General features: G+C 69.9%; 12 protein-coding genes. All 12 read right to left on the bottom strand.

The genetic code is table 11. The annotated features are described in order from the left end of the window. Nucleotides 1–84: 84 nt before the first annotated feature. Nucleotides 85–468, bottom strand: coding sequence for a 50S ribosomal protein L7/L12 (gene rplL / locus IFT88_RS06410; RefSeq protein ID WP_043592924.1), 384 nt, complete (start codon nt 466–468; stop codon nt 85–87). A gap of 49 nt (nt 469–517) precedes the next feature. Further along, nucleotides 518–1,033: a 50S ribosomal protein L10 gene (gene rplJ, locus IFT88_RS06405; RefSeq protein WP_043592926.1), complete on the bottom strand. Its 516-nt coding sequence runs from the start codon at nt 1,031–1,033 to the stop codon at nt 518–520. Between the two features lie 246 nt (nt 1,034–1,279). Further along, nucleotides 1,280–2,887, bottom strand: a complete 1,608-nt coding sequence (locus IFT88_RS06400) for a sensor histidine kinase (protein ID WP_342212087.1) — start codon at nt 2,885–2,887, stop codon at nt 1,280–1,282. Further along, on the bottom strand, nt 2,884–3,630 hold the full coding sequence (locus IFT88_RS06395) for a response regulator (RefSeq protein WP_192119599.1): 747 nt from the start codon (nt 3,628–3,630) through the stop codon (nt 2,884–2,886). The genes IFT88_RS06400 and IFT88_RS06395 overlap by 4 nt, the downstream gene beginning before the upstream one ends. A 123-nt stretch (nt 3,631–3,753) precedes the next feature. After that, on the bottom strand, nt 3,754–4,719 hold the full coding sequence (locus IFT88_RS06390) for a TolB family protein (protein WP_043592929.1): 966 nt from the start codon (nt 4,717–4,719) through the stop codon (nt 3,754–3,756). 15 nt (nt 4,720–4,734) lie between these two features. Further along, nucleotides 4,735–5,748 (bottom strand): sugar phosphate isomerase/epimerase family protein, encoded by a 1,014-nt coding sequence (locus IFT88_RS06385; RefSeq protein WP_043592931.1) that lies wholly within the window; start codon nt 5,746–5,748, stop codon nt 4,735–4,737. Between the two features lie 77 nt (nt 5,749–5,825). Continuing rightward, entirely contained in the window at nt 5,826–6,998 is a 1,173-nt protein-coding gene (locus IFT88_RS06380; RefSeq protein ID WP_342212086.1) for a Gfo/Idh/MocA family protein, read from the bottom strand. Further along, nucleotides 6,995–7,834, bottom strand: coding sequence for a carbohydrate ABC transporter permease (locus tag IFT88_RS06375; RefSeq protein ID WP_043592933.1), 840 nt, complete (start codon nt 7,832–7,834; stop codon nt 6,995–6,997). Before IFT88_RS06375 ends, IFT88_RS06380 begins: the two co-directional genes overlap by 4 nt. Continuing rightward, nucleotides 7,827–8,822 (bottom strand): carbohydrate ABC transporter permease, encoded by a 996-nt coding sequence (locus IFT88_RS06370; RefSeq protein WP_082452235.1) that lies wholly within the window; start codon nt 8,820–8,822, stop codon nt 7,827–7,829. Before IFT88_RS06370 ends, IFT88_RS06375 begins: the two co-directional genes overlap by 8 nt. A 79-nt stretch (nt 8,823–8,901) precedes the next feature. Further along, nucleotides 8,902–10,227, bottom strand: coding sequence for an ABC transporter substrate-binding protein (locus tag IFT88_RS06365; protein WP_043592934.1), 1,326 nt, complete (start codon nt 10,225–10,227; stop codon nt 8,902–8,904). A gap of 180 nt (nt 10,228–10,407) precedes the next feature. Further along, entirely contained in the window at nt 10,408–11,556 is a 1,149-nt protein-coding gene (locus tag IFT88_RS06360; RefSeq protein ID WP_043592936.1) for a Gfo/Idh/MocA family protein, read from the bottom strand. Then, nucleotides 11,553–12,296, bottom strand: a complete 744-nt coding sequence (locus tag IFT88_RS06355) for a sugar phosphate isomerase/epimerase family protein (RefSeq protein WP_156155436.1) — start codon at nt 12,294–12,296, stop codon at nt 11,553–11,555. The genes IFT88_RS06360 and IFT88_RS06355 overlap by 4 nt, the downstream gene beginning before the upstream one ends. Between the last annotated feature and the right edge of the window lie 189 nt (nt 12,297–12,485).

The following is a 12,485-nucleotide window of genomic DNA, read 5'->3' as shown; positions in this document are numbered from 1 at the left end:
GGCGCCACCCCGAGGGGTGGCGCCTTCCGTGTGGTGCTGAGCAGACGTGCCGCTCAAGCGCAGAGGGCCGCGGGGGCCCGCCGACTACTTGAGGGTGATCGTCGCGCCGGCGGCCTCGAGCTGAGCCTTGGCCTTGTCGGCGGCTTCCTTCGAGGCGCCCTCGAGGACGGTGCTGGGGGCACCGTCGACGACGGCCTTGGCCTCGCCGAGACCGAGGCTCGTGAGAGCGCGGACCTCTTTGATGACCTGGATCTTCTTGTCGCCGGCAGCCTCGAGCACGACGTCGAAGGCGGTCTGCTCTTCGACCTCTTCAGCGGCGGCGGCGGGGCCGGCGGCACCGGCAGCGGCCACGGGGGCAGCAGCGGTGACCTCGAAGACCTCTTCGAACTTCTTCACGAAGTCGCTGAGCTCGATGAGCGTGAGCTCCTTGAAGGCCTCGATCAGTTCGTCCTGCGTGAGCTTCGCCATGGTGTTCTCCTTATGGGTTTTCTAAAGTGTGGGTTGGTACGACAGCTTTTTAGCTGTCGGCTTCCTGCTTGGCACGCAGCGCCTCGACCGTGCGAACGGCCTGGGACAGCGGTGCCTGGAACAGGTAGGCAGCACCGAACAGCGAAGCCTTGAAGGCGCCGGCCAGTTTGCCCAGCAGCACCTCTCGGGACTCGAGATCGGCGAGCTGCTTGACCTCGTCTGCCGTGAGCGGGTTACCGTCGAAGTAACCGTTCTTCACGATCAGAGCGGGGTGTGCCTTGGCGAAGTCACGCAGGCTCTTGGCGACGGCGACAGGGTCACCGTGCACGAAGGCGATCGCAGACGGTCCGACGAGTTCGTCGTCGAACGAGCTGATTCCGGCGTTGTTGGCCGCGATCTTGCTGAGCGTGTTCTTCACCACGGCGTACGTCGCGTCTGCACTGATGGACTTGCGGAGCTCTTTCAGCTCGGCAACAGTGAGACCGCGGTACTCGGTGAGCAGGACGGCGGTCGAGTCACGGAAGTTGTCCGTGAGCTCGGCGACCGATGCTTCCTTGTTCGCCATGGCTCTCCTAAAACGTGGGTGTGCCGGCAGCCCCCGGGCGCTCGACTCGGCCGCACCGAGACCGGTGCCGCACCAATGAAAAAAGCTCCGGCGCAAGCGCACGGAGCTGGATCTCTTCGAGAAGAGGAACGACTTCACACACCTGCGCTGGTCGCTCTCTCTCGAGAACCTTCGGCACCCGTCTGCGAGCAGACGACTACAACCGGCGGTCTTGGGCTTCGCCAAGGATAGACGCAGGAGGCGCGCTCACGCAAGTCGCGCCTCCTCGGCGTCCCGCTCGGGGGCGACGACGGACGTCGCGAGCGGCAGGCGGACGGTGAAGGTCGCCCCGTCGTCCGAACTGGCGACGTCGACGGTCCCCCCGTGGGAGTGCACGACGGCCTGGACGATCGCGAGGCCGAGGCCCGTCGAGCCGGCCTTCCGCGACCGCGAGCTGTCGGCCCGCGCGAACCGTTCGAACAGCACCGGCAGCACGGCCGGGTCGATGCCCGGTCCGTCGTCGGCGACCGAGACGACCGCCTGACCGGACGCCTCGTCGACCGTCAGCGAGACGTGCACGTGCGTGCCGTCGGGCGTGTGGGTGCGCACGTTGGTCAACAGGTTCGCGACGATCTGGTGCAGGCGCATGGCGTCGCCCGACACGGTCACCGACTCGTCGGGCACGTACACGTCGACGTCGTGCGTGGGTCCGGCCACGTGGGCGTCGTTGACCGTGTCGAGCACGACCCTGGTCAGGTCGACGTCGCCCGTGACGAGGTCGCGACCCTCGTCGAGGCGGGCTAGCAGCAGGAGGTCCTCGACGAGCGAGGTCATGCGCAACGACTCCGACTCGATGCGGCCCATGGCGTACACCACGTCGTCGGGCAGTCCGGTGTTCATGCGGCGGGTCAGCTCGGCGTAGCCGCGGACCGACGCGAGCGGGGTCCGCAGCTCGTGCGAGGCGTCGGCGACGAACTGCCGCACCTTGTTCTCGCTCTGCTGACGGGCCTCGAGGGCCCCCGCCACGTGGCCCAGCATGCGGTTCAGCGAGGCGCCGACGCGGCCGACCTCGGTGCGGGTGTCGGCGTCGGCCTCGTCGACGCGTTCGGCCAGCGCGACCTCGCCGCGGTCCAGCGGCAGCTCGGCGACCCGCAGCGCCGTGTCGGACATGCGCTCGAGCGGTCGGAGGGCGCTGCGCACCACCCCGTAGGCCACGGCGATGGCAATCGCGAGGCCGATGAGGGTCACGGCGAGGATGGTGATCACCATGACCGTGATGGTGCGGTCGACGCTGCTCGTCGGCAGACCCACGACGAGGTAGGCCGGCGTCGTGGCGACCGAGCCCGACGTGGTCGTCGTCTGGTAGCCGACCGCGAGGGACTCCACCCGGTACGAGCCCAGTGCCGCCCCGAGCGAGACGGTCTCGGGTGTCGTCGAGCCGGCGACCGTCGTCACGACCGAGGTCAGGTCGTCGGTCAGGCGCGGCCGGACGACCTGACCCGACTGCTCGACCCGGTACGCCGCCACGACCGACCCGTTCACGACGACGGCCGTGAAGGTGCCGGGCGACTGCCGCGGCCCCGAGAGGTCGTCGCCGTCGGGCGTCAGGTACGGCCGGCTCGTCGAGCCCTGGGCGTTCACCATGGGCACCGAGCGACCGGTCGCCCCGTCGAGTTCGTCGTCGAGCTGACGCATCAGCGACGCCTGCAGCACGAACACGCTGACCGAGCCGATCACGATGGTCAGCAGCACCACGAGTGCGACGATGCTGAGGATCAGGCGGTTGCGCAGCGTGAGCGGCCCGGCGAGGCCGGGCGCCCGGCCCACGACACGGCGGAGGCGCGAGCCCACCCGGGCGGGGAGGGCATCGCTCACGACGTGGGCTTGATCACGTAACCCACGCCACGCACGGTGTGGATCATCGGCTCTTCACCGACGTCGATCTTCTTGCGCAGGTACGAGATGTAGATCTCGACGACGCTGGACTTGCCGCCGAAGTCGTAGCTCCAGACCCGGTCGAGGATCTGCGCCTTGCTCAGCACGCGGCGCGGGTTGCGCATCAGGAAGCGCAGCAGTTCGAACTCGGTCGCGGTCAGCTCGATCTCGCGACCGGCCCGCGTCACCTCGTAGCTCTCCTCGTCGAGCACGAGGTCGCCCACGAGGATGCGCGAGTCACCCGCCTCGCTGATGGCCGAGGCCGACCGGCGGATCAGGCCACGCAGGCGGGCGACGACCTCTTCGAGGGAGAACGGCTTGGTGACGTAGTCGTCGCCCCCGGCGGTGAGACCCGACACGCGGTCCTCGACGCTGTCCTTCGCGGTGAGGAACAGGATCGGGGTGTCGTCACCGCTCGACCGCAGTCGCCCCAGCACCTGGATGCCGTCGATGTCGGGCAGCATCCAGTCGAGCACGATCGCGTCGGGCTTGAACTCGCGCGCCGTGGCGAGGGCCGCCTGACCGTCGGAGGCCGCCTTGACGTCCCACCCCTCGTAGCGGAGGGCCATCGAGAGCAGGTCGGTGAGACTGTTCTCGTCGTCGACGACGAGGACTCGGAGGGGCGTTCCGTCGGCACGGGTGAGGCGGGGGGCCGAGGCGGTGGCGGGGGTCGTTGTGGTCACCTCTCCAAGTATCGAGCGATTCCTATGAACCGACTGTGATCAGTCGATGAGCAGGCTGCGCATCGTCCACAGGTGGCCCACAGCGAGTCCATCGGTTCGGGACGGCCAGGCCGAGGACAGGCCTCAGGCCAGCGGGTAGTCGGCGCAGGCGAAGCGGGTCGAGTCGGGGGCCCAGCAGGGCACGTTGACGGTGCCCTGTCCGCCGAAGAGGGCGAGCACGTCGTTCGGCGTCCGGCCCGGCACGGGCAGGCCGTCGGGACCGAGGGGCAGGGTGCGCAGCACCACGTCGCGGTTCTCGGGGTGGCCGAGGGTGCCGGGCTCGAACGACACCCAGAGCAGCGTCGAGGCGTCGGGCGAGACGTGCGGGAACCAGTTCACCCGCTCGTCGTCGGTCACCTGCACGACGTCCGCGCCGTCGAGGCTGCTCCGGAACAGCTGCGCGTGGCCGGCGACCCCCGCGGAGGCGCGTTCCGAGTTCGCCCACAGCCAGGCGCCGTCCGGCGAGAACTCGGCCCCGTCGTCGGGGTGCTCGTCGTCGGTCACCGGCGTGGTCGCGCCGTCGGCGAGCGAGACCAGGGCGACGTCCGTGCGCCAGCCGGCCCGCGCCTCCTCGTCGTCCGGGTCGTCGACCGGGGCCGGCAAGGCGCCGACGATGACGCTGAGCGTCGCGCCGTCGGGCGAGACGCCGTGCAGGTAGTTCTTGTGGTTGCGCCCCGCGGGATGGTCGCGCGTCACGCGGCGGGCGGTGCCCCCCGGGGTGACCCCGTCCCACGGCACCTCGTACAGGTGGCCGTCGCGGGCGCTCACGATCACGGCCCCCTGGTCGGGCACGATCACGTGGTCGTTGTTGATCTCGGGCACGTCACCCATCGGCACCGGCTCGAGCGCCGTCTCGTCGACCCCACGGGCGTCGGCGGGCACCCGCCAGAGCAGGCCGTCGCCGTTGACGACGAGCCAGCGACCGTCGGGGCTCCAGTTCGGGGCCTCGACGAGCACGCGGGTGCTCTCGAGGACGACCTCGACGTCGCCGGTCGCGGGGTCGACGACGAGCAGGCGGCTCCGTTGGCCGGGCAGCAGGGTTCTGGGCACGGGATCAGTCTGCCGTCACTGGTTCGAGAAGGCGGCGTCGAAGGAGGCGCTCGGCCGCTTCCAGAGGAGCGACCGGATGTAGGCCAACGCCTCGGGGGCGCCGTGCAGCCGGTCCATGCCGGCGTCCTCCCACTCGATCGAGATCGGGCCGTCGTAACCGATGGCGTCGAGGGCGCGGAAGGCGTCCTCCCAGTCCATGTCGCCGTGGCCGGTCGAGACGAAGTCCCAGCCGCGGCGGGGGTCGCCCCAGGGCAGGTGCGAGCCGAGCACGCCCGACCGCCCCGTGGGGGGCTTGATGCGGGTGTCCTTGCAGTCGACGTGGAAGATCCGGTCGGCGAAGTCGGTGATGAACGACACCGTGTCGACCCCCTGCCAGAGCATGTGCGAGGGGTCCCAGTTGAACCCGAAGGCCGAACGGTGCTCAATGGCCTCGAGCGCCCGGACGCTCGTCCAGTGGTCGTAGGCGATCTCGCTCGGGTGCACCTCGTGGGCGAACCGGACTCCCTCGGCGTCGAACACGTCGAGGATGGGGTTCCAGCGGTCGGCGAAGTCCTGGTAGCCGGCGTCGATCACGGCGGCGGGAACCGGCGGGAACATCGCGACGTACGGCCAGATCTTCGAGCCGGTGAAGCCGACCACGGTGTCGACGCCCATCTTGCGGGCCACCCGTGCCGCGCGTTTCATGTCCTCGGCCGCACGCTGACGGACGCCCTCGGGGTCGCCGTCGCCCCAGGTGGACGGCCGGACGATCGCCTGGTGCCGGAAGTCGATCGGGTCGTCGCAGACCGCCTGGCCGGTCAGGTGGTTCGAGATGGCCCAGACCCCCAGCCCGTGCCGCTCGAGCACGTCGAGCCGCGACCGCAGGTACGCGTCGTCCTGGTCGGCCCGCTCGAGGTCGAGGTGGTCGCCCGACGCCGCGATCTCGAGACCGTCGTAACCCCAGCCGGCCGCGAGCGCCGCGACCTCCTCGAAGGGCAGGTCGGCCCACTGACCGGTGAACAGGGTGACGGGGCGGGAGCTCTCGGCCATGGGTTCCTTCTCGGGTGCGACGGGGCTGCGGACGGACGACGGGACGGTGGGACGGAACGGTGCGGACGGACGACGGATCAGGGCACGTCGACCCAGCGGCGCGACGCGGCGGAGGCGAGGACCGCCTCGGTCACCCGCACGGCGCGCAGGCCGTCGACGAAGGTGGGCAGCCCCTCGGGGGTTCCGCCTCGGACGGCGTCGTGGGCGTCGCGCACGAACCCGGCGAACGCGTCGACGTAGCCCATCGGGTGCCCGGCGGGGACGGTCGACAGGCGGGCGGCGTCGGGCGTGAGCACGGCGGCGTCCCGCGCCACGAGCTGCGTGCCCGACCGGCGGCCGACCCACAGCGTCTCGGGCTCCTCTTGTGAGAACTCGAGGCTCTCGGCGGTGCCCGACAGATCGAGCAGGAGGCGGTTCTTGCGACCCGGCGCGACCTGCGAGACGAAGAGGGTGCCGATCGCCCCCCGGGTCGTCTCGAACACGACGGCCGCCTCGTCCTCGGTGTCGACCGACGAGCCGCCACGGTGGGCGTGGGCCGTGTTGGTCGTCGAGGTCAACCGCGCCAACCGGTCGCCCAGGACGAACTCGAGCAGGTCGACCAGGTGGCTGCCGATGTCGGCGAAGGCCCTCGAGGGGCCGCCGGCCGCCGAGTCGACCCGCCAGTCGACGTCGTCGCTGTCGAGCAACCAGTCCTGCAGGTACGACCCCCGGACGCTCAGCACGCGGCCGACCTCGCCCGCGGCGACCCGGGCCCGGGCCTCGCGCACCATCGGGTGGTAGCGGTAGACGAAGGGCACGGCGCCGACGAGCCGCCCGGCCCGGGCGGCCTCGACCAGGGCCTCGGCCTCGGCGCCCGAGGTCGCGAGCGGCTTCTCGCAGACGACGTGCTTGCCGGCGGCGAGCGCCGCCAGCGCGACCGGTGCGTGCGTGGCGTTGGGCGAGCAGACGTGCACGACGTCCACGTCCGGGTCGGTCACGAGGTCGTCGACGCTCTCGTGCGCCGTGTCGACGCCGAGCGACGTCGCGGCCCGGGCCGCGCTGGCGGGGCTCGACGAGGCCAGGGCGACCACTCGGGCGCCGGCGGACCGCGCGGCTCCGGCGTGCACGCGGGCCATGAAGCCGCCGCCCACGATGCCGACGCGGAGCGGTTCGACCGGCACCGCGCCTCCTCGGCTCGGCTCGGCCCGCCCGGCCGGGCCGGCGGTGACGCCCACCGGCCCCACCGCCGTGGCCACGGCCGGGTCGGTCACTTCACGGCCCCCGACGACAGACCGGTGATCAAGTGTTTCTGCACGAGCATGAAGCCTATGAGCACGGGCAGCGAGACGACGACCGAGGCGGCCATGAGCTGGTTCCAGTAGACGTCCTGCTGCGAGGCGTAGGCACGGAGGCCGATCGAGAGCGTGCGCGTGTCCTTGCTCGTGAGCACCGAGGCGAAGAGCACCTCGCCCCAGGCCGTGATGAAGGCGTAGACCGCGACGGCAATGATGCCCGGTTTGGCCACCGGGATGATGACGCGGAACAGGGCGCCGAGGCGACCCGTGCCGTCGATCATCGACGCCTCCTCGAGCTCTTTCGGGATCGAGGCGAAGTACCCCGTCAGCATCCAGATCGAGAACGGCAGCGAGAAGGTCATGTACGTGATGATCAGGCCGAGGTAGCTGCCGGTCAGCTGCACGCCGACCGTGCGCTGGATCTGCACGAAGATCAGGAACAGCGGCAGCAGGAACAGGATGCCCGGGAACATCTGCGTCGACAGCACGACCAGGCTGAAGCTGCGCTGCCCCTTGAACCGCAGGCGGGCCAGCGAGTACGCCGCGAGCACGGCCATGGCCACCGAGAGCACCGTCGCCGAGATCGTGACGATCAGGCTGTTCTTGAAGTACGACGCCAACGGCACCGTCTGCCAGATCTGCACGTACGGCTCGAGGGTCACCCGGCTGGGGATCCAGGTGAACAGGCCCTGCACGTCGGCGAGCGGCTTGATCGAGGTGGTCAGCACCACGTAGAGCGGCACCACCACCACGAGCGACAGGAAGGCCAGCCCGAAGAAGCGGAAGACCTTGAACCCACGGGTCTCAATCATCGTGTTGTCCCTTCGGCAGAACCATGCGGATGTAGAACGCGGACGCGATCAGCAGCACGACCAGGAGCATCACGCTCATGGCACCGCCGAGGCCGAAGTTCCAGTTGTTGAACGACTGCTGGTAGATCAACGGCGAGATGAGCGTCGCCTGCTCGGGCGATGCCGGGCCGAAGAGCACGTAGGGCACGTTGAACTGGTTGAAGATCCACAGGCTCATGATCAGCAGCAGCACGGCGTTGGCCGGCTTGACCATGGGCAGGGTGATCAACGTGAACTGCTTCCAGAGGCTCGCGCCGTCGAGGCTCGCGGCCTCGTAGACGTCCCCCGGGATGTTCTGCAGTGCGGCGAGCAGCATCAGGAAGGCGAACGGCCAGAACTGCCAGGCCGTCACGATGACGATCGCCCAGAACGAGTTGCCGCCGAGCAGCCAGAACGGGCGGTCCTGCAGGATGCCCAGGTCGTCCACCAGGAAGCGGTTGATGGCCCCGTCGCGCTGGTTGAACATGAAGGCCCAGGCGATGGTGCCGACGTACGACGGCAGGGCGTAGGGCACGAGGAAGAGCGTGCGCAGGATGCCGCGGCCCTTGAACGAGCTGGTCAGCAGCACGGCACCCAGCATGCCCATGCTCCAGGCGATGGCCACCACGATGACGGTGAACATCAGCGTGCGGCCCAGGGCTCCGTAGAGCTGCCCGGCGATGGGCGAGGACGGGTCGAGGGCGGTGACGAAGTTCTGCAGGCCGACGAAGGGTGCGTTGACCCAGTTCGCGATGCTGAGCTGGTTGAGCGTGATGAACGCGATCCAGATGCCGAGCACCATGGGGACGATGTGGACGAGCAGCTCGGCCAGGGCGGCCGGCGCCACCAGGAAGTAGGCGAGCGGCGAGCGGTGCTTCTTGCGCTTGGCGGGCTCGAGCGGGGCCTGCTGGTGCGGATCGGGCGGGAGGTCCTTCTCGGCGGTGGCGGGGGGCAGGACGTTGACGGTCATGAGGGTCCTCTCGGGGCCTGGGCGGCGGGGGCGGTCGGTCGACGGGACCGGCCGCCCCCGTCACGGGCGGTGGGACGGGCTACTGACCCGAGCTCATCTGGCTGTTCGCGTCCTCGAGGGCCGACTTGACGTCGGACTCGCTGACGGAACCGCCCTGGGCTGCGGTGGCGAGGAGGTTCTTGATCGCGGTGCCGACCAAGGTCTCCATCTGTCCCTCGGAGGGGTAGAGGGGCATGGGCTGGGCGTGGTCCTCGAGGATCTCCTGCTTCAGCTTGATCGTGTCGGACTGGAACGCCGGGTCGTCGTAGGCACCGGTCACGACGGGCAGCGAGCTGAACGACTTGTTCAGGTACACCTGCTCGTCGTCACTCGTGAGGTGCTTGACGAAGTCGATCGCCGCCTCCTTGTTGTCCGAGTTCTCGAACACGCTGACGTTGATCCCGGCGACGTGGCTCTGGGTGCCCAACAGTCCGGTGGCGTCGGCCGACTCCATGGGCACCGGTGCCACCGCGTACCCGGTGAAGTCCCGTGCGGCGAGGTTGGCGTCCGGGGCCTGGTCGAAGAACATCGCGGCTCCACCGTCGGCGAAGGTCGCGGCCATGTCCGAACCGTTCACGCTCTCGGCATCCGAGGGCGAGACCACCTTGTCGACGGCCATCAGGTCGACCCACTGCTTGACGCCGGTGACGACGCCGTCGTTGCCGAAGTCGGGGTTGCCCTCGTCGTCGTAGAGCGAGCCGCCGTTCTGCAGTCCCCGGACGAACGCCTGGTGGGCGTTGTTCGAGATGCTCGACCCGGCCATGGTGACGCCCCACTGGTCGATCGTGCCGTCGCCATCGGTGTCGACCGTCAGCTTCTTGGCGTCCTCGACGAACTCGTCCCAGGTGGCGGGCGGCGTGGTGATGCCGGCGGCCTCGAACATGGCGGTGTTGTAGTACAGCGAGTACGACAGGCCGTAGATCGGCACGGACGTCGGGGCCTGGCCCTCGGCACCGCCGGTCGCGAAGCTCGACTGGACGAAGCGGTCCTTGCCGCCGATCGCCTCGAGGGCGTCGCCCTCCCACGGCACGAACGCGCCGCTGGACTGCAGCGACACCGCCCAGGTGTTGCCGATGTTGAGGACGTCGGGGCCCTCACCGCTCGAGACGGCGGTGAGGATGCGGTTGTAGAGGTCGGACCACGGGATGACCTCGAGGTCGACCTTGACGCCGGTCTCCTCCGTGTAGCGGTCGATGCTCTCCTGCAGGATCTCGGCATCCTTCTCGACCGTCGGAGCCTGGTTGCTGGCCCAGTAGGTGATCGTGTCGGAGTCGCCGCTGCCGCCCGAGGCGCTGCAGGCGGTCATCGATCCGACCGAGAGGGCTCCGACCGCGAGTGCGGCGAGCCAACGGAACTTCGTTTGCATGACTTCTCCTGGTGTCTCTTCTTCGAGATTTCTCTTCATCGAGTGAGGGAAGGGGTGGTGCAGGGGGTTCGTGGTGCTGTGGTGACTCCGGTGGTGCGGGTGGTGCGGGTGGTGCGCTCGGGGGTGGACGGGTCAGGAGGCGCGGTGCCGGCGTCGAGGAGGCGCCGGCACCGCACCGGGTCAGCCCAGGGTCGGGACGGAGGGGTCCCAGTTCTCGGGCAGCTCGGGCGTCGGCTCGAGGGTCGAATCGACGCGGACGCTCTCGTCGCGTTCGGCGGACTCGGCGAGCGAGACCATGACGTCGAGGACGTGGAAGGCGAGCTCGCCGGGCACGCGCTCACGGCGTCCCTCGCGGATCGCCTGGGCGAGTTCGGCGACGCCGGTGCCGCGGGTGAACGTCGAGCCCGTGGCCGCGACGACCGCCGGCTCGTCGGTGCCGGTGTGGACGGTCGTGTCGCCCTCGAACTCGTTCGGGTCGGGGAACACGGCCGTGCCCTCGGTGCCGGCGATCTCGACGAAGCCGGCACGCGCCAGCTTCGAGTCGAAGCTGAAGACGGCCTGCGCGCTGGCACCGCTCTCGAACTGCAGCAGGGCGCTGACGTGCGTGGGCACCTCGACGGGGAAGACCGTCCCGGCCTTGGGCCCCGAGCCGATGACGCGGCTGTCGCGCGCCTTCGACGCCGTGGCCGTGACCTTCGCCACGGGTCCGAACACCTGCACGAGCGTGGTCAGGTAGTACGGGCCGACGTCGAACATCGGACCGGCACCGTACGCGAAGAGGAACTCGGGGCTCGGGTGCCACGACTCGGGCCCGGGGACCTGGAACAGCGCGAGACCGGTCAGGGGCGTGCCGATGTCACCGCGCTTCACGACCCGGAGGCCGGTCTGCAGACCGGCGCCGAGGAACGTGTCGGGGGCGACGGCCACGCGGACGCCGGCCTCCTTGGCGGCTGCGAGCAGCCGGGCGCCGCTCTCGCGGTCGAGCGCGTAGGGCTTCTCGCCCCAGACGTGCTTGCCGGCGGCGACGGCCTGCAGGGCCACGTCCACGTGGGCCGCCGGGATCGTCAGGTTCACGACGATCTCGACGTCGTCGAGGGCGAGCAGCTCGTCGACCGTGCCGCTGGCGGGGACGCCCCACTTCTCGGCCTGGGCCGCGGCGCGGTCCTGGTCGATGTCGGCGACGAAGAGGACCTTCAGGTCGGGGAACTGCGTGAGGTTGCCGAGGTACTGGTCGCTGATCACGCCGGCGCCGATGACCCCGACGCCGACCGGGCCGGTCTTGCCGTCGGAGGCGACGGCGGGGCGCGAGGCGGTGGTCACGTCGCTCATGCGCGGACCCCCTGCAGGAACTCGAGGCTGTCGGCGAGGGCGGTGAACACGTCCCCGGCGTGGTCGTCGAGCTCGACGACGGGCGTGGCCTGGCGGGCCGCCTGCAGGATGTCGCGGACGGGCATGGAGCCGCGACCGACGGCGACCTGCTCGACGTCGTTCTTGTTCTTCGGACCGTCCTTCACGTGGAGGAACCGGACCTTGTCACCCAGGCGGGCGAGCAGCTCGGCGGCGTCGACGCCGCCGACCTCGACCCAGTAGGTGTCGATCTCGAGCACGACGTTCGCGGGCAGGGCCGCGGCGAACACCTCGAGGGCGGGGGTGCCGTCGATCAGGTTCTCCAGCTCGAAGGCGTGGTTGTGGTAGCCGATGGTGAGGTCGTGGGCCGCGGCCGCGTCGGCGATCTCGCCGAGCTCCTTCGCGATCGCCTCGACGTCCTCGCGGGTGACCCAGCGGGTCTCGTCGATGTGCGGGTCGATGATCGTGCCGACCCCGAGACGGGTGGCGGCGGCGAAGATGGGCTCGAGGTCCTTGCCGATCAGGCCGACGTGGGCACTGGGCGCGGTGAGCCCGGCGGCCGGGAGGGCCTCGGCGTACTCGTCGACGCGGTCGACGAACGCGTAGGGCTCGACCTGGGTGTAGCCGAGGTCGGCGATGCGCTTCAGGGTGCCGGGCAGGTCGGCGGCGATGGCGTCTCTGACCGTGTAGAGCTGGACCGAGATCGGGCTTGCGGTGGTCACCAGGGGTGTCTCCTCTTCCGAGTGGATGTGCGACGGCGACGGGCACCGTCGGGGACTCTCAGCGGTCGAGCCGTCGACCGGTCACCCCCGGAAGAGTGGCGGTCGGCGTCGACCGAGACTCACCATAGGACCGCTTCTGTCGACCCGCAAGCAAAAGTCGACGTTTTTTCGGCGAGGTTCTCTCGGCCG

Source organism: Frigoribacterium sp. CFBP 8751 (genome assembly GCF_014841545.1).
Taxonomy (GTDB): Bacteria; Actinomycetota; Actinomycetes; order Actinomycetales; family Microbacteriaceae; genus Frigoribacterium.
The sequence above is the reverse complement of the archived record's forward strand: the minus strand, read 5'-3'. Positions and strand labels throughout refer to the sequence as shown.

Coding starts and splice junctions, on each gene's coding strand:
- rplL (WP_043592924.1), bottom strand. CDS start 468: ATGGCGAAGCTCACGCAGGACGAACTGATCGAGGCCTTCAAGGAGCTC.
- rplJ (WP_043592926.1), bottom strand. CDS start 1,033: ATGGCGAACAAGGAAGCATCGGTCGCCGAGCTCACGGACAACTTCCGT.
- IFT88_RS06385 (WP_043592931.1), bottom strand. CDS start 5,748: ATGGCCGAGAGCTCCCGCCCCGTCACCCTGTTCACCGGTCAGTGGGCC.
- IFT88_RS06375 (WP_043592933.1), bottom strand. CDS start 7,834: ATGATTGAGACCCGTGGGTTCAAGGTCTTCCGCTTCTTCGGGCTGGCC.
- IFT88_RS06370 (WP_082452235.1), bottom strand. CDS start 8,822: ATGACCGTCAACGTCCTGCCCCCCGCCACCGCCGAGAAGGACCTCCCG.
- IFT88_RS06365 (WP_043592934.1), bottom strand. CDS start 10,227: ATGCAAACGAAGTTCCGTTGGCTCGCCGCACTCGCGGTCGGAGCCCTC.
- IFT88_RS06360 (WP_043592936.1), bottom strand. CDS start 11,556: ATGAGCGACGTGACCACCGCCTCGCGCCCCGCCGTCGCCTCCGACGGC.